This window comes from Achromobacter pulmonis (assembly GCF_902859765.1).
Classification (GTDB): domain Bacteria; phylum Pseudomonadota; class Gammaproteobacteria; order Burkholderiales; family Burkholderiaceae_B; genus Achromobacter; species Achromobacter pulmonis.
Map to the genome: position 1 here is coordinate 1 of NZ_CADIJV010000057.1, position 16121 is coordinate 16121.

Consider the following 16121-nt stretch of genomic DNA (forward strand, 5'->3'; position numbering starts at 1 on the left):
ACACGATCTCGGAAATCTTGCGCGAGCTGGCAGAAATGCCCTGCATCGTGTTGACCACCTCGGCCACCGCCGAACCGCCGCGCTCGGCCACGTCCGAGGCGCTGGCCGCCAGCTGGTTCGCCTGGCGCGCGTTGTCCGCATTCTGCTTGACCGTCGAGGCCAGCTCTTCCATCGACGCCGCGGTTTCCTCCAGCGAGGCCGCCTGCTGCTCGGTGCGGCTGGACAGGTCGGTATTGCCGGCCGCGATTTCACGCGAACCGACGTTGATTTCGTCCACGCCTCGGCGCACCGTGGCCACCGTGCGGGTCAGGCTTTCCTGCATGCGCTTGACGGCGCCGAACAGTTGGCCGATCTCGTTGTTGCTGCGCACGTCGATGCGTCCGGTGAAGTCACCGCCGGCGATCTTCTCGAAATGATCGCCCGCCTCATGCAAGGGGCGCAGCACCGTGCGGCTGATGAAAATCCAACAGCCGATCGCCAGCAGCGCGGCAATCACCAGCAGCGCGATCGTGACGGCGCGCGAGAAGTCGTGGTCCGCCTGCGCCTGTGCCGCCAGCTCATCGGTGCGCTTGTCGACGAACTCTAGGTAGCCGTCTATCGCTTCACGGAACTTGGTGTTGGCGCGACTGGCGGCGTCATTGAGATTCAGATAGTCCTGGATCGCCAGGTTAGACAGTGCCGTCGCCTGGGCCCTGAGCACCGAGTCGTATTCCTTCTGCGCCGTGTCCAGGGCCTGGCTCAGGGCTTGCGCGCCGGACAGCTGCGGCGCCTTGTTGAAGTCCTCCATCATCTTGAGCGCTTCCTGCTTCAGGTCCGCGGAACGCTTGGCCTGCTCGGCCGCCTGTTCGGTCTTGCCCTGTTGCATGTCCATCAGCGAGGTGGAAAGCAGCAGACGGGAGCGCAGGAATACCGTGTAAGCGCGGTTCAGCGGTACCCCTTGGTCGGTGTAGATGGCGTTGATCTGGTCCAGCTTGTTGTTGCTGGAATTCAATCCCATCCATGCCACGCCGTTCGATACGAACATGGCACCGGTGAATAGGAAAAGCACCAGGATGATGCAGGTGCGAACTTTCAAATTGACAAGCATGAAATATCCGAGCGTTATTGAAACGACAAAATTCCTACCCTGTACGCACACACGGACGCTCCGGCGTGTCACCGGAAGCGTCCGTAAGGGCGCAACATGCCGCGCCCCTGCGGAGCACGGCCTATGGACTCACCGTATTACTTGCGGCTGAAAAGACTCGACCCCTGGATGGTCATGAACGCCGCGGACGCCGCCTGCAAGGCCACCTGGCGCAAAGCCAGCTGGCTGGCGCCCGAGTAGTAGTCCAGGTCTTCGAGATCCGACAAGGACTTGGAATAGCCCAGGCCCTTCTGGGTGCCCGTGGCGTCCAGCGCCTCCAGTTCGTTCATGCGGGCGCCCACCGAGGCGGAGACGGTCTGCACGTTGTCGTAGTTGGTCGACAGCTTCTTGTTGGCCGTCGCCAATTCGTTGTTCAGCTTGGCCAGCGCCACCGGATCGCCGGCGATCGGCGAGTCGAGCGTCTTGATGAGGCTGTCCAGCGTATTGAAAATGTCGACATCGGCGGACTGCACGCTTTCCACGTCGATCACGTCGCCGTTCTGCGGCGTGCCCTTGACGACCACCGACACCCCGCCAAAATCAATGGAGGCGTCGGGCGTATAGACCGAGGGCGCGGCCGGCGGCGCCGGGTTGATGACCGGCGGTACCGGCGGGTTGGCGTTGGGGTCGGTCGTGATGACCCGATAACCCATGTTGCCGGTGGCCGGGTCGGATTCGAATTGCAACTTGAAGTTCTTGCCGATGTTGGGGCTGCCCGGCGTCACCGAGACCGTGCTGAACTGGGCGGTGCCGGTATTGGCCTCGGCGGCGGTGCTGACATAAGCCTGCGAACCGGGGTTGGCGCGGTTGAAGATGTCGCTGCCGATGTCGCTGGTGGACATCTGGCGCGACTGGTCGACCTGCACCGTGCGATCGCCGGTGGCGCCGCTATAGACGATCTTGCCGTTGGCGTCCTGGGCATAAGGCACCACGCCGCCCTGGTAGCCCGAGAACAGGTATTGGCCGTTGCCGTCGGTGCTGTTCGCCAGACCGAGCAGCGCTTCCCGGGCGTTCTTCAGCGCGGTCGACAGGGCCTGGCGGTCGCTGTCGGCAAACGTGCCGTTACCGGCCTGCACCACGCGGGTACGCACGTCCGCCAACGCCGTGGTGACGGAGTCGAGGATGTTGCTTTCCTGGCCCAGGTTGGTCTTGGCGGTGTTGCGGTTGAGCAGGTACGTGGCGTTCATGCTCTGGGTCTGCGCCACATTGATCGCCAGCGATGCCGACAGCGGATCATCGGCCGGCGTCAGGAACTTCTTGCCACTGCCCACCTGTTCCACCAGGCGGTTCATGTCGGATTCCTGAGAGAGAACGCCCTTCAGGCCGTTCGAATACATCATCGAGGTGCTCAGGCGCATGGGGAAGCTCCAAATAGGTCTTGATAGGTCACGATTTCAGCGATCCGGATCAGCCGCGCAGGCCAAGCAGCGTATCGAACAGCGTGCTGGCGACGTCGATGATGCGGGCGCTGGCCTGGTATTGCTCCTGGTAGAGCGACAGGCTCACGTATTCTTCGTTCAGGTTCACGCCCGACACCGACTGCTGGGCCGCGGTCTTCTGGGCAACGAGATTCTTCTGGGCGGTGTTGGCCGACGCGATCTGCGCGGTCTGCACGCCGACGGTGTTGACCACCTGGCCGAACATCTCGGTGATGCTCATGGTGCCGTGGCCCAGCACCTTGGTGTGCTGCAATTGCGCCAGCAGCAGCGCGTTCTTGCCGTTGGCATCGCCGCCGTCGGCGTCGGCCGCGGCAACCTTTTCCGGGTCGGTGATCAGCACGTTGATGTCGCGGGCGGCATCGCGCGTCGGCGACAGCGACCACTTGTCGCCGGCTTGCGGCGGCGCGTCGATCGTCAGCGACACGCCCATCTCGTCGGTCAGGTCCAGCGTGGCGGTGGGCGGCGTGCCGGTGGCCGGGCCGTTATATACCTGGGTGCCTTCCGGCTGGCGCGTCACGCGGTAATTGGCGCCGTCGAAACTGATTTCGTAGTCCTTGGCGTTGATGTTGTCCACGTTCGTGAACGTACCGCTGAGCTGCGCGCCGCTCTTGTTGTTGGCATTCGGCACGCCCTGGGGGCTGCCGATGCTGAAGAAATCGGTGCCGGGGTTGCCGGCGGAGTCCAGGCCCTGGCGGTGCTGTTCGTTGAACGACATGGCCAGCCCGACCGCCATCTGGCCCAGTTGGGCCTGCATGAAGTCCAGCGAACTGGCGCGGAACTGCAACAAGCCGCCCAGCTTGCCACCGGTGACTTCGGCGTCGTTCAATTCGACCGAGACGGTCTTGCCGCCGGAACCGGCCGGCAAGGTGTAGGCGATGACGGTGCGGCTGACGTCCTTGGCGGACGACACGGCCTGCAACGGGTAGACGGTTTCGCCGGACAGCAGGGCCTGGCCACCCGAGGCCAGCGAGATGTTGAGCTTGTCGCCCTGCTCGTAGGTGGTGATGCCGATCAGCTGGTTCAGCTCGGAGACGGCCTGGTCGCGCTGGTCCATCAGGTCGTTCGGCGGATTGCCGGCGCCCTTGCCGCGCGCGATGGCGATCTGGCTGTTCAGGTCGTTGATGCGGGACAAATAGCTGTTGACCTGCTCGACGGTGGTGGTGATCTGCGTATTCAGGCCCAGGCGCTGGTTCTGCATTTCCTGGTAGGCCGAGCGGATCTGGGTGGAAAGGCTGTTGGCCTTGCCCAGCAGATCCTGGCGCGCGGCGGGATCCGCCGGCTTGCTGGCCACGGTGTTCATGCTGGTGAAGAAATTGTTCAGGCCCGGCGCAATGCCCACGGTGCGGTCGGCGAACAGGTTGTTGATCTGCGAGACCTGATCCAGCTGGGTCTGCAACTGGGCGCTGCTGCCCTGGGCGCCGACCAGTTGCTTGTACAGGAAGCTGTCGTAGCTGCGCACGACGGTGTCGACCTGCACGCCGCGGCCGATGAACCCGTTGCTGGTGGCCTGGGCGCCGGCGGTCGAGATCATGACGCGCTGGCGGTTGTAACCGACCGTGGTGGCATTGTTGATGTTGTGACCGGTGGTGGCCAGTCCCGCCTGGGATGCGTTCAACCCGCCCAACGCCATTTTGTACAGATTCATGCTGACAGTGCCCCGTATGTAACCGTGACTGATATTTCTGGATACCCGATTAACGGCACCAGGTAATCCAAATTTAGAGTCCTTCCAACATCTGGCGCGAAATATCCACCTTGGCGGCCGCCCCGCGCAGCTGGCCCATGACGCCGATGAGTTTTTGCGCGTACTGCGGATCGGTGGCGTAACCGGCGCTCTGGATGCGATGCGCCGCCTCGATCTCGTTGCGCGCCTGCGTCACGGCCTCGTAGCGCGGGCTGTTGCCGATCAGGCGGGCATAGTCGGCGAACGATTCCTCGTAGGACGAATAGGCCCGGAAAGGCTGCGTCACCTTTTTCGCGACGCCGTCTTCGTACTCGGTGGTCAAGACATTGACGACCTTGCCCTTCCAGCTCGGGCCGGCCTTGATGCCGAACAGGTTGTAGCTGGTGCGGCCGTCCTCGTGCTTGATCTCGCGCTGGCCCCAGCCCGATTCCAGGGCCGCCTGACCCATGATCAGGCGCGCCGGCACACCGCTCTGTTGCGAGGCCAGCATGGCCGCGCGCGACATCTTGGACACGAAATTGATGACATGCTCGGGCGCGCCTTCGGCCGCGGCCAGGGCGCGATCGCTGGCGCGGTTGTTGCGCATCACGTCCATCAGCGCCGACACCTGGCGCGACCCGCCGGTCTGGAAATCCAGGTCGGTGCCCTGCCCCAGCCGCTGCACCGCCTCGGTCGGCAGGTCGCCCGGCTTGCCCTGCTGCATCTGCGCCAGGATCGACTGCGACAGGCCGATGCCTGGCGTGGCCAGGTGCAGCGCCAATTGCTCGTCGGCCATCGATTGCAGCATCTGGGTCTGCTGCGAGTCGAACAGGCCCTCTTTGGGCGTGGCTTCGCGCATCCGCTTGAGCATCATCTGCAGGAACAGGGCCTCGAACTGCTTGGCGACCTGCTTTTGCTGCTCGGTGCCGGGGTGGGCCGGATCCTTGGTCACTTCCCGCTTCAGGTCCGACAGGCGCCCCATGTCGAACACGGAGTCCTGGCGGCTGCCCAGGCGCGTGGAGGGGCTGGTGTAGGCCATGGCGGTCAGATGATTTCCAGTTCGGCGCGCAATGCGCCAGCGCTCTTCATGGCCTGCAGGATCGCCAGCAGGTCCTGGGGCGTGGCCCCCAGTGCGTTCAGCCCCTTGACCACGTCGGCCAGGTTGGCGCTGGTGGTCACGCGTTGCAGCGAGCCGTTGTCCTGCCGCACTTCGATCTGGGTATTGGGCACTACCACCGTCTGCCCCTCGGTGAAGGGCGTGTCCGGCTGCGACACCTGGTTCTGGCGGTTGATGACGACCGACAGGTTGCCGTGCGCCACGGCGGCCTCTTCGATCATGACCGTACGGTTCATGACCACCGACCCGGTGCGGGCATTGATGATGACCTTGGCCACGGTCGGCGCGCGCGTCACCTGCAGGTCTTCGACCTGCGACAGGAAGCGCGCCTGGGCCGACAACTCCATGGGGCTGCGCACTTGCACCACGCGGCCATCCAGGGCGGTGGCGGTGCCCTGCCCGAACTTGCGGTTCAACGCCGTCACCACGTTCTGGGCGGTGCCGAAGTCGGTATTGTTCATTTCCAGATAGATGTAACCATCGCGCGCGAAGGTGGTGGGCACGCCGCGCTCGACGATCGCGCCGCCGCTGATGCGGCCGCCGTTGAGCTGGTTGATCTGCACGCTGGAGCCGCCGGCGGAGGCGCCCGCGCCGCCGACCAGGATGTTGCCCTGGGCGATCGCGTAGACCTGGCTGTCGGCGCCCTTGAGCGGCGTCATCAGCAGCGTGCCGCCGCGCAGGCTCTTGGCGTTGCCCATGGAGGACACCACCACGTCCAGGGTCTGGCCGGGCCGCGCGAAGGCAGGCAGGGTGGTCGTCACCATGACCGCGGCCACGTTCTTGAGCTGCATGTTGCTGCCGGCGGGCACGGTGATGCCCAGCTGCGACAGCATGTTGGTCAGGCTCTGCTGCGTGAACGGCGTCTGGCGCACCTGGTCGCCGCTGCCGTCCAGGCCCACCACCAGGCCGTAACCGATCAGTTGGTTGCCACGCACGCCCTGGATGGATGCCAGATCCTTGAGCCGCTCGGCATGCGCCGCCGAGGCGCCGGCCAGCAGCCCCGCCACGACACAGACACGCGCCAGCAGGGACAGCAAGGCGGAAATCGGAGTGGGATGTTTCATGGTCAGAACGGCGAAACGAGCAGGAAGAAGCGTTGCAGCCAGCCCATGGTCTGGACCTCGTCCATGACGCCCTTGCTGCGGTATTCGATGCGGGCGTCGGCCACCTGGGTCGAGGACACGGTGTTGGTCCCGGTGATCGAACGCGGATCGACCACGCCCGAGAAGCGCACGTATTCACTGCCCCGGTTGATGGCGATCTGCTTTTCGCCCGCCACCTGCAGGTTGCCGTTGGACATCACGCCCACCACCGTGGTGGTGATGGTGCCGGTGAAGGCGTTGTTGGCGGTGCTGTCGCCCTTGCCCTGCGCCACGTTGCCGCCCTTGGCGTCGGTGTTCAGGTTGGCGTTGGCCCAGCTGTTCATGAAGGACGGCGCCGCGGCGATGCCCAGGCTGGCGCTGCCGCTGCGGTTGGTATTGGTAGCGACGTTCTTGGAGGCGTTCGTCTTCTCGTTCAGCACGATGGTGACGATATCGCCGACGTTGCGCGGCCGGCGGTCCTCGAACAACGGGTAGTTGCCGTAAGTCGTGGGCTGGTAGATCGAGCCCGAGGGCTGCGCCGCCGGCATCGGCGGCGGCGGCGGCGGCGCCGTCGTCGGCCCGGTCACGATGGGCTCGGGCGGAATCATGGCGCAACCGGCCACCAGCAACGCCAGGGCCGCGCTCGAAACCAGACGCAAGACAGGCATAGGCATCACAGTTGGGTCAGGCGGGCCAGCATTTCGTCCGAGGTCTTGACGGCTTTGCTGTTCATTTCGTAGGCGCGTTGGGTCGTGATCATGTTGACCAGTTCCTCGGCCACGTTCACGTTGGAAGTTTCCACGTAGTTCTGCATGAACGTACCCGCGCCATCGATGCCGGGCTGCAACAGGTTGGCCGGGCCCGAGGCGTCGGTTTCCAGGTACAGGTTCTCGCCCACGCTCTGCAAGCCGGTGGGGTTGATGAAGGTGGCGATCTGCAACTGGCCGATCTGCACATTGACGCCGGCGGCGCCCGGCTGCGTCACCGAGACGATGCCATCCTTGCCGATGGAGATCGACAGGGCGTTGTCGGGCACGTTCATGGGCGGCTGGATCACGTAGCCGCTGACCGTGGTCAACTGGCCGTTCTGGTCGCGCTGCAGCGCGCCGTCGCGGGTGTAGGCCTGGGTGCCGTCCGGCAGCTCGACCTGCAGGAAGCCGCGGCCGTTGATCGCCACGTCCAGTTCACCGCCGGTGTTGTTCAGGCCGCCGGTGGTGTGGATGCGCTCGGTGGCGGCCACGCGGGCGCCGGTGCCCAGCTGCAGGCCCGACGGCAATTGCGCGGCATCGCCCACCTGCGCACCGGGTTGGCGCAGGGTCTGGTACATCAGGTCCTGGAACACGGCACGGCCGCGCTTGAAGCCGTTGGTCGAGACGTTGGCCAAGTTGTTGGAAATCACGTCCATCGAGGTCTGTTGACCTTCCAGGCCCGTCTTGGCAATCCACAGTGAACGCATCATGATGAAGTACTCCTGGTGCCGCGGCCCGGCCGCGCGCGAAAAATATTGTTCGGATCAGCCAACCGGATCAGGCCACCGACAGGATGCCGTTGGCGCGCTCGGCGTTGCGGTCCGCCTGCTGCACCACCTGCATCTGTTGCTCGAAGCGGCGGGCATTTTCGATCATGCCCACCATCGACGCCATGGGATTGGTGTTGCTGCCTTCCAGCACGCCCGACAGCACCCGCAGGCTGGGGTCGGCGGGCTGCGGGGGGGCCGGCTGGCCATTGACCGGCGCCAGGCGGAAAACGCCGTCGTCACCATGCACCAACTGCGTCTCCGGCGGATTGACGAGCTTGATGCGGCCCAGGTTGAGAATATTGTTGGGGGCATCGCCGGCACCGATGGCGGTAATCGTGCCATCCGAGGTGATAGTCAGCGATGCCTGGTCCGGCACGTCGATGATGCCGTTCTGGTCGGACATCACCGGCTGGCCCAGCGACGTCTGCAGCAGGCCGTTGACCCCCACCTGCAGGCTGCCGGCGCGGGTGTAGGCCTCGCCCTGCGGGGTCTGCAGGGCGATCCAGCCATTGGAACTGGCCAGGGCCACGTCCAGGTCGCGCCCGGTGGTCTGCATGTTGCCCATTTCGAAGTTGTTGCGGGGCGTCGACGCCACCGTCGAAACACGCGTCGGCAGGCTCACGCCGTCGTTCACCGGAACCGACCGGTACAGCGCGATCTGCTCGCGAAAACCCGGCGTGTTCACGTTGGCCATGTTGTTGGAGAGCGCGGCCTGGTGCTCCGTGATCCGCGCTGCGCCATTCATGGCGGTGTAGATGATTCGATCCATTGCCTATTCCGTCGGTGTCGTCGCGTGCCCGTCAGGCATTACTTCAGGTTCATCAGGACTTGCATGATCTCGTCCTGGGTCTTGATGGTCTGCGAGTTGGCCTGGTAGGTGCGCTGGGCAATGATCATGTTGACCAGCTCCTTGCTCATGTCGACGTTGGACGACTCGGTCGCCTGGCCCACCACCTTGGACAGGCCGTTGCTGCCCGGCTGGCCGAGAATCGGCTGGCCCGACGAGGCGGTTTCCTTCCAGGCGTTGTTGCCCACCGGCTGCAGGCCTTGCAGGTTGGCGAAGTCGGCCAGCACGATGGTGCCGACGATCGAAGTTTCGCCGTTGGTGTATTGGGCCACCAGGCTGCCGTCGGAACCGATGTTGATGCCGCTGAATTCGCCCGAGGTGTAGCCGTCCGGCTGGTTCTTGAGCGCATAGGCGCTGCCGTACTGCGTGGTGCCGGTGTAGTTGATGGCGATGGCCAGGGGATCGGCCGGCGTGGTGTTGCCGCCGGGCGTGGCGAACGACAGGTTGACCGTGTTGGCGCTGGTCATGGCGCCGGCCTTGTTGAACGTGAACTGCGTCGGGTTGCCCCACACGCCGGCCGCCTCGGTGGTGGGCGCCATGGCCTGGCCATCGATCGTGTAGTAGACGTCGTAGACGCTGTTGCCCGCGGCGTCGGCAGCGCGCTTGACGAAATACTGCATCACCTGGTGCGAGTTGCCCAGCGAGTCGTACACCGTCATGGGCGAGGCGTTGGTGTAGCTGGAGGTGACCTTGGGGTCGAACGGCTTGCCGACTTCGGTCACGGCGGCGGTGTAGTCGACGAAACCGGGGATGACGTTGAGGTTGCCAGCGGTGACCTGGCCGGCGCCGTCGATCGTCACGGTGTCGGGCGCGGTGCCGTAGACGCCGGCGGGCGGGTTGCCCGGGGCCCAGGTGATGACGCCGCCACCCGCCTTGGTGAAGGTGTACGCGGTGCCGCCCAGCGTCACCGAGCCGGGCACTTCCGGCGAGGTGACGGTGTCGACCTGGTAGATGACCTTGGCGTTGGCGTCCAGGTTGGCAACCGTGGTGGCCGTGGTGGTGGCCTTGGGCGCGACGTTGGCGGTGGGCAGTTGCAGTTCGACCGGGTTGGCGCCGATGCCGCCGGCGGGGTAGCCCGTCAGGCGGTAGCCCTGCGCATTGACGATGAAGTTGTTCTTGTCGACCAGGAATTCGCCATTGCGGCTGTACATGACCGCGCCGCTCTGGTCGGTGACGCGGAACATGCCCTTGGCGCCGTCGATGGCGATATCGTATTCACCGCCGCCGCCGTTGACCGTGCCCACCGTGAAGCGCTGGGTGATGCCGGCCACCTTGGTGCCCAGGCCGACCCGCGAGCTGGCGTAGACGTCGGCGAACGAGGCGGTCGACGATTTGAAGCCGACCGTGCCCGAGTTGGCAATGTTGTTGCCGATGACGTCCAGGTTCTGCGCCGCGGCGTTCAAGCCGCTCAATCCTTGTCCGAAGCCCATGTGTTCTCTCGCTAATCTCTAAATTTGGAAACCGCCGCCGTGGCGCCGGCTGATCATCAAACCGGCTGGCCTCAGCCGATCACCTTGCGCACGTCCAGCATGCTGGTCTGGCCATCCAGGCCCATGTCCAGGCGCAGGCCGTTGGTGGAATAGGCCACGCTCTTGACCTTGCCGTACTTCAGCACTTCGGCGGCCACCTTCTTGTCGTCGCCGTCGGTGGCCAGCACGGAAACCGTGTACGCGCCCGCATCCAGCGCCACACCGGCGTCGTTCTTGCCGTCCCAATCCAGGGTGTAGACACCGGCTTTCTGCTCGCCCAGTTCGATGGTGCGCACCACCGCGCCGTTGCTGTCGGAAATGCGCACCTGGACCTTGGCCGCATCATTCTGCAGGTCCAGGCCGTAGGGCGTGACCACGCGCTCGGCGGGGTTCTCGGCATCCACGCCGACCTTGACGCCAGAGCCCGGCACCAGCACCCCCTTGCCGATCATCGCCACGGCATTCATCGACTGCGACACATCGATCTGGCCGCTGATGGCCAGCATGGTGTTCTTCAGGTTGGTGATGCCTTCCACCGTGGAAATCTGCGCCAGTTGCGAGGTCAGCTCGGCATTCTGCATCGGGTTCAGCGGATCCTGGTTCTGGAGCTGCGTCACCAGCAGCTTCAGGAACTGGTCCTGCAGGCCCTGCGCGGTGCTCGAGCCGCTGGCGCCGACTTGCGCCAGGCCCAGGCCGGTCTTGCTTGTGGTTTGATCGACGGTGGTCATGAGTTCACTTCTTCAAAAACTTCCGCGCGGGCGGCGCGGCGCGCGGAATCAGGAGAATCAGGATTGGCCGATGGTGAGGGTCTTCTGCATCAGGCTCTTGGCGGTGTTCAGCACCTCGACGTTGGCCTGGTACGACCGCGATGCCGCGATCATGTTGACCGTCTCGGCCACCGGGTCGACGTTGGGCATGCTGACGTAGCCCTGGGCATCGGCCAGCGGATGCTTGGGGTCGTAGACCATCTTGAGCGGCGACTGGTCCACCACCACGCCCGCCACCCGCACGCCACCGATCTCCCGGCCCAGCGCCTGGCCGGCCGGCGGGTTGACCTGGAACACTACCTGGCGGGCCCGGTACGGCTGGCCGTCGGGGCCGACCACGCTGTCGGCGTTGGCCATGTTGCTGGCCGCCACGTTCATGCGCTGCGACTGCGCGCTCAGCGCCGAACCGGCGATATCGAAAATACTCAACAAGGACATTGCCTGCAGTTCCCTATGAAAATCAATCCTGGATGGCGGACATCATGGAGCGGATGCGCCCCGACAGCAGTTGCATCGTGCTCTGGTAGTGCAAGGTGTTATCAGCGAACTGCACGCGCTCGACGTCCATGTCGACCGTGTTGCCGTCCAGGCTGGGCTGATACGGCAGGCGATACAGCATCTGGGTGGGGCCTTCGGATACGGCCTTGGCCGGGATGTGGCGCGCCGAGGTCAGCGTCAGCGACGTGTCGGGCAGGCGCATGGAGCCTTCGATGGCGTTCTGCATCGCCGCCTTGAAATCGAAATCGCGCGCCTTGTAGTTAGGCGTGTCGGCATTGGCGATGTTGGAGGACAGCACTTCCTGGCGCTGCGCGCGCAGCGCCAGTGACTGCTGGAAGAAGCGGAAATCTTCATTAAGCCGGTCTAACATCGGATCGCCTTCAGTACGGATGAAACCCGGGACGACGGACACACCGCTATCCCATTGGATGACGGCATCATAGGGTTCGGCGGCACAACACAATCAACCAAATAACCCATCATTTCTCATCCAATTCACGTATTGCCGAGTGGCGCGGGCTTCTACAATCCAGTCATCATGAAATGCCTCGCTACCCACCGCGCGCGCGCCGCCTGCCTGGCCGCCCTGCTGCTGCCCTCCGTCGGGGCGGCTTGGGCGCAGGACACCCCGACGCAGGCGCCTGAAGCCATCATCGCCGCCGCGCAGACATATCTGCTGGAACAACTGGCCGCCCTGCCCGGCCAGCCTTCGGTGGCGATCGACCCGCCGCGGGTCGAGCGGCTGGCGCCCTGCGATGTCATGTCCCCATTTATGCCGTCCGGCATGAGACTGCGCTCGCGCATGACCGTGGGCGTGCGCTGCAACGCCCCCAAGGCCTGGACCACCTACCTGCAGGCCACGGTCAGCGTGCCGGGCCACTACTATGTTGCGTCGCGCATGATCGCGGCTGGCCAGGCGCTCACCCCGGCCGACCTGATCCCGCGCGACGGCGATCTGGTGGCCCTGCCGCCGGGCGCGATCACCCGCCCCGAAGCCGTGATCGGCATGACGGCGGCCTACCGCATCCACGCCGGCCAGCCGGTCAAGAGTACGGCGCTGCGCAACGCCCAGTCGGTGCTGCGCGGCTCGAATGTGCGCATTAACGCCCGTGGCAACGGCTTCGTGGTCAGCAGCGAAGGACAGGCCCTGGACAACGCGGCGCCCGGCGCCACCGTGCAGGTCCGCACCGCCAGCGGCCAGGTGGTGAGCGGCGTGGTGCGCAACGCCGGTCTGGTCGAAATACAACTTTAGGTCATGTTACATATCGCGTTGCGGCAACCGCCCGTCTGCCCTAAAGTTCTTTCCGGCCCTGTCGTTACAGAGGCATAAGTAGGCGGACCCGTCGCAAACCGACCCAGGACGCCCTGCGGAGAAAACCTTGAAAATCAATTCGACCACCAACCGGCCCATCTCGCCCGACGCCGTCAGTCCTCGCGCCGAGTCCGCGGTCGCCCAGGCCTACGGCGCCGGCGGCGCCAGCGGCGCCAGCAGCTCGCAAGTCGCGCTGAGTTCGGCTTCGCGCAAAATGCTCGCGCTGCAGGACGGCTCGAACGACATCAACGTCGAGCGTGTCGCCGCCATCCGCGCCGCCATCGCTTCCGGCCAGCTCAAGATCGATACCAGCCGCATCGCCGACGGCCTGATCGCCAGCGCCCGCGACCTGCTGAAGTAATCCGCCGTTTTCGCGACTTTCGCTTCCCGACCCGTTCCCGCATGACCATGAGCCCTGTCGAGTCCCTGCAAGCCTGCCTGAAACAGGAAGACGTCCTGATCACCGAATTCTCTTCCATCCTGGAGGAAGAAACCAAGGTGCTGGTCGGGCCTGGCAACGTCGACGCGCTGCATGACATCACCGAGCGCAAGGGCAGTGTCGCCCGGCAACTGGTCGACCTGAGCAACACCCGCGATGGCCTGCTGGCCGAGATCGGCTTGCCCGCCGGCCACGCCGGGACCGAGCAGGCCGCCGTGCTGCATCCGCAATTGTCCGGCGTGTGGCAGGCCCTGCTGTCCAAATCGGCCTCGGCCAACGAGATCAACATGCGCAACGGCGCCCTGATCGACGTGCACCTGCGCTATACCCAGCAATCGCTGGACGCCCTGCGCCAGATCGGCGGCCTGGGCGGCACTTCCACCTATGACGCCCAGGGCCGCGGCGCCCGCAGCGCGCCGGGCCGCAAGCCCATCGTCGCCGGCTAGGCCGCCCCGCCCTCCCCACCCGCGCCAACAAAGCAAACAGCCCGCGACACGCGGGCTGTTTGCTTTGTCATGCCGGGGTTTCGCGCCGGCTCCGCTAGACGCCGCCGGCCATCTCCAGCATCGCGAACATCTTCAGCAGTGCCACCGGCAACAGGCGCCCGGACAGCTTGCGCTCGGGGCTGACAACGCCAGCCAGCGTCGCCCGCACGGCATCGGCCGTCGGCGCATGCGCCAGTTGCCAGCAAGCCGCGCCCAATTGGCCGGCCATGAGCGATTGCCGCGCCAGCGTATGCGAGCCGTCGACCGCGGGCAGCGCCTGCCAGGCATTGGCCATGTAGCGGAATCCGGCGCGCGCTTCGTCCTGCAGCACCAGCCAGCGCGCCACCGTCGCGGCGTCGGCCTGACTGGCCGCCAGGTTGGTCAAACCGAACAACTGGCCGGCGACCTGGCCACTGACCGTGTCGATCAGGCGCGCGCATACCAGCCGCAGCCGGGCCTCATCGCCGCGCCCGGGCAGACCGATCTCGGTGCCCGAGGCCCACAGGGCCAGCGGCGCCGGCCGGGAGCCGGGCACCGCGCGCAAGCCCGGCATGTCGCCCGGCTGGCCGACCGGCAGATAGCCGACGCTCTTGCCGACCGCATTCAGGTTGGTCGGGCAATCATCCTGGATGACACGCATGCCGCCCGGACTGCGCGCCACCCACGACACGCCCTGCTCACTAAGACTGTGCCACAGCGCCGAGGTGCCGGCCTCCAGCATGTGCACGGCTGGCACGCCCGACAACTGCTGCCCCAGCCAGCGCACCCGTTCCTCCAGCGCCAGCGCCGTATCCGGCTGGGCCGCGGCGGCCGGGGCGAACGAGGACAGCATGCCGTGCGGCAACACCAGTTGCTGCGCCGGCGCGGCCAGGGCCGCGCCGCGGTCGCTCATCAGCACCGCGCTGAGCAGCGTGCCGCCCGGCAGCGCCTCGCCCTTCATGCTGGTCTTGCCATGCATCACCAGCAGATTGCGGCTGCAGGCGCGGGAAAATTCACGCCGCACCATCGCCAGCGGCGTCTCGCCCAACGCCGCCAGGCTCGAACCGGCGCCGTCGCTGACATACTCGCGCCACGAGGCGCGCGCCTGCACGCTGGCCGGATCGGTATCGAGCCAGCCCAGGGTGTCATCCAGATTCTGCGCGGCCTCGATCGAGCCGGCGCCGCCTTGCGGGCGCAGGATGGCCGAGGCCAGCAGCTGGCGACGGCGGGCCGGGTCGGCCGCCTCGGCTTCGCGCGGTGTCGACCACAAGGACGCCATGTCGGCCTCGCTCGGCGAGTACAGGGCGCGGGCGCGCTCCACCATGGCGAAGGCGCGATCGATCAGCGCATCGGCGCGCGCCAGCTCCAGATGCTCCGGCACCTTCTGGCCAATCGACGAATAATGAATCGGCAGCCGATGGCGGATCGCCGTGTCCAGCGCCGCCCCCAGGCGCGAGGCCTCGTCGAGCTTGGTGATGATGCAGCCGGCCACATCTTCGCCCACGCCGTTGCGATAGGCGTGCGCCACTTCGTCCAGCGTATCGCCCTGGCTGGCGGCATTGAGCACCAGCAGCCGGCGCACCGGCTTGCCGGCGTTGCACAGCATCGCGGCCTGCTCGGCGACCTGGCGGTCGCGCTGGCTGATGCCGGTAGTGTCGATCAGCACGATCTTGCGGTTGCCCAGCTCCCCCAGGATGCGGCGCAGCTCGCCGGCATCGCGCACCGAGTGCGCCGGCACGCCCATCAGGCGGCCGTAGATCTGCAACTGCTCGAGCGCCCCGATCCGGAAATTATCGGTGGTCAGCATCGCCACCTGCTCGCGCCCCTCGCGGGCCACGCAACGCGCCGCCAGCTTGGCCAGCGTGGTGGTCTTGCCGACACCAGTGGGGCCGACCAGCGCATACACGCCGCCGCCCAGGAATTCATCTTCCGAGCCCAGCACCGGCAGATGCGTGACCAGTTCATTGCGGGCCCAGGCCAGCGCCGCGTCGGACGTGATGCCTGCCGGCATGCGCTCGACCAGTGTGCGGACCAGCTTGGTGCTGAAGCCCGCATCCAGCAGGCTGCGGAACAATGCCGCGCCCGCCGGTTCGCGCCCAGGCCCCTGGCGCCCGCCCCAGAGCAGGCCGTCCATGCGGCTTTCGAGCGCGCCACGCAAGGCGCTGATGGCGTCCTGCAGCCCGGCCGCGGCATCCCCGGGCAATGCTGCCGGCGGCACCACCGGACCATTGCGCAACGGCGCATCGGGCATGCGCGCCATCGTCGGCGCCGCCGGCGCCAGTTCGCGTGCCGGCGGCAAGGCCGGCATTTCCATGCGTACGGGCGCTGCCGGCGCGGCGGGCGCAGCCACGGCCGCCGCCACGCCCATGGGCGGCGGCG

Annotated in this window: 16 protein-coding genes; 3 read left to right on the forward strand and 13 right to left on the reverse strand. The window is 66.1% G+C overall.

The genetic code is table 11. The features are described from left to right. The 12 genes from HV701_RS25640 to flgB all read right to left on the reverse strand — a co-directional run. Positions 1-1087, reverse strand: a 1087-nt coding sequence (locus HV701_RS25640) for a HAMP domain-containing protein (RefSeq protein WP_175135816.1), incomplete at its 3' end; no start/stop codon positions are given. 137 nt (positions 1088-1224) lie between these two features. Beyond that, positions 1225-2484 (reverse strand): flagellar hook-associated protein FlgL, encoded by a 1260-nt coding sequence (gene flgL / locus HV701_RS25645; protein ID WP_175135817.1) that lies wholly within the window; start codon positions 2482-2484, stop codon positions 1225-1227. Positions 2485-2533: 49 nt separating this feature from the next. Next, entirely contained in the window at positions 2534-4210 is a 1677-nt protein-coding gene (gene flgK, locus HV701_RS25650; protein ID WP_175135818.1) for a flagellar hook-associated protein FlgK, read from the reverse strand. 73 nt (positions 4211-4283) lie between these two features. Then, positions 4284-5267: a flagellar assembly peptidoglycan hydrolase FlgJ gene (flgJ, locus tag HV701_RS25655; protein WP_175135819.1), complete on the reverse strand. Its 984-nt coding sequence runs from the start codon at positions 5265-5267 to the stop codon at positions 4284-4286. Positions 5268-5272: 5 nt separating this feature from the next. After that, complete coding sequence (locus tag HV701_RS25660; RefSeq protein WP_175135820.1) at positions 5273-6409, reverse strand: flagellar basal body P-ring protein FlgI; 1137 nt, start codon at positions 6407-6409, stop codon at positions 5273-5275. A gap of 2 nt (positions 6410-6411) precedes the next feature. Next, a complete protein-coding gene (locus tag HV701_RS25665; RefSeq protein ID WP_175135821.1) occupies positions 6412-7101 on the reverse strand; it encodes a flagellar basal body L-ring protein FlgH in 690 nt (229 codons plus the stop codon). After that, entirely contained in the window at positions 7101-7886 is a 786-nt protein-coding gene (gene flgG, locus HV701_RS25670; RefSeq protein WP_175135822.1) for a flagellar basal-body rod protein FlgG, read from the reverse strand. The genes HV701_RS25665 and flgG overlap by 1 nt, the downstream gene beginning before the upstream one ends. A 67-nt stretch (positions 7887-7953) precedes the next feature. Further along, positions 7954-8715, reverse strand: coding sequence for a flagellar basal body rod protein FlgF (locus HV701_RS25675; protein ID WP_175135823.1), 762 nt, complete (start codon positions 8713-8715; stop codon positions 7954-7956). 38 nt (positions 8716-8753) lie between these two features. Further along, on the reverse strand, positions 8754-10223 hold the full coding sequence (locus tag HV701_RS25680; RefSeq protein WP_175135824.1) for a flagellar hook-basal body complex protein: 1470 nt from the start codon (positions 10221-10223) through the stop codon (positions 8754-8756). A gap of 71 nt (positions 10224-10294) precedes the next feature. After that, positions 10295-10990: a flagellar hook capping FlgD N-terminal domain-containing protein gene (locus tag HV701_RS25685; RefSeq protein ID WP_175135825.1), complete on the reverse strand. Its 696-nt coding sequence runs from the start codon at positions 10988-10990 to the stop codon at positions 10295-10297. A 57-nt stretch (positions 10991-11047) separates the two neighbouring features. Next, positions 11048-11467 carry a flagellar basal body rod protein FlgC gene (gene flgC / locus HV701_RS25690; protein WP_175135826.1) on the reverse strand — a complete coding sequence of 140 codons (420 nt, stop codon included), beginning with the start codon at positions 11465-11467 and terminating at the stop codon, positions 11048-11050. 22 nt (positions 11468-11489) lie between these two features. Continuing rightward, complete coding sequence (gene flgB / locus HV701_RS25695; RefSeq protein WP_175135827.1) at positions 11490-11897, reverse strand: flagellar basal body rod protein FlgB; 408 nt, start codon at positions 11895-11897, stop codon at positions 11490-11492. A 168-nt stretch (positions 11898-12065) separates the two neighbouring features. Between flgB and flgA the strand changes: the two genes are divergently transcribed. The 3 genes from flgA (at position 12066) to HV701_RS25710 (ending at position 13724) form a co-directional block, all read left to right on the forward strand. Further along, complete coding sequence (flgA, locus tag HV701_RS25700) at positions 12066-12779, forward strand: flagellar basal body P-ring formation chaperone FlgA (RefSeq protein WP_175135828.1); 714 nt, start codon at positions 12066-12068, stop codon at positions 12777-12779. Positions 12780-12906: 127 nt separating this feature from the next. After that, a complete protein-coding gene (gene flgM, locus HV701_RS25705) occupies positions 12907-13200 on the forward strand; it encodes a flagellar biosynthesis anti-sigma factor FlgM (protein ID WP_175135829.1) in 294 nt (97 codons plus the stop codon). A gap of 47 nt (positions 13201-13247) precedes the next feature. Beyond that, a complete protein-coding gene (locus HV701_RS25710) occupies positions 13248-13724 on the forward strand; it encodes a flagella synthesis protein FlgN (RefSeq protein WP_175135831.1) in 477 nt (158 codons plus the stop codon). 94 nt (positions 13725-13818) lie between these two features. Here the strand turns inward: HV701_RS25710 and flhF are convergent. After that, positions 13819-16121 (reverse strand): flagellar biosynthesis GTPase FlhF (gene flhF / locus HV701_RS25715; protein ID WP_175135830.1); only part of this gene is annotated, 2303 nt, incomplete at its 5' end.

Bases quoted from the DNA above. Each gene is read 5' to 3' on its own strand.
- HV701_RS25680 (WP_175135824.1), bottom strand. From the start codon at position 10,223: ATGGGCTTCGGACAAGGATTGAGCGGCTTGAACGCCGCGGCGCAGAAC.
- flgG (WP_175135822.1), bottom strand. From the start codon at position 7,886: ATGATGCGTTCACTGTGGATTGCCAAGACGGGCCTGGAAGGTCAACAG.
- flgJ (WP_175135819.1), bottom strand. From the start codon at position 5,267: ATGGCCTACACCAGCCCCTCCACGCGCCTGGGCAGCCGCCAGGACTCC.
- HV701_RS25665 (WP_175135821.1), bottom strand. From the start codon at position 7,101: ATGCCTATGCCTGTCTTGCGTCTGGTTTCGAGCGCGGCCCTGGCGTTG.
- HV701_RS25685 (WP_175135825.1), bottom strand. From the start codon at position 10,990: ATGACCACCGTCGATCAAACCACAAGCAAGACCGGCCTGGGCCTGGCG.
- HV701_RS25660 (WP_175135820.1), bottom strand. From the start codon at position 6,409: ATGAAACATCCCACTCCGATTTCCGCCTTGCTGTCCCTGCTGGCGCGT.
- flgL (WP_175135817.1), bottom strand. From the start codon at position 2,484: ATGCGCCTGAGCACCTCGATGATGTATTCGAACGGCCTGAAGGGCGTT.
- flgC (WP_175135826.1), bottom strand. From the start codon at position 11,467: ATGTCCTTGTTGAGTATTTTCGATATCGCCGGTTCGGCGCTGAGCGCG.
- flgA (WP_175135828.1), top strand. From the start codon at position 12,066: ATGAAATGCCTCGCTACCCACCGCGCGCGCGCCGCCTGCCTGGCCGCC.
- flgB (WP_175135827.1), bottom strand. From the start codon at position 11,897: ATGTTAGACCGGCTTAATGAAGATTTCCGCTTCTTCCAGCAGTCACTG.
- flgK (WP_175135818.1), bottom strand. From the start codon at position 4,210: ATGAATCTGTACAAAATGGCGTTGGGCGGGTTGAACGCATCCCAGGCG.
- HV701_RS25675 (WP_175135823.1), bottom strand. From the start codon at position 8,715: ATGGATCGAATCATCTACACCGCCATGAATGGCGCAGCGCGGATCACG.
- HV701_RS25710 (WP_175135831.1), top strand. From the start codon at position 13,248: ATGAGCCCTGTCGAGTCCCTGCAAGCCTGCCTGAAACAGGAAGACGTC.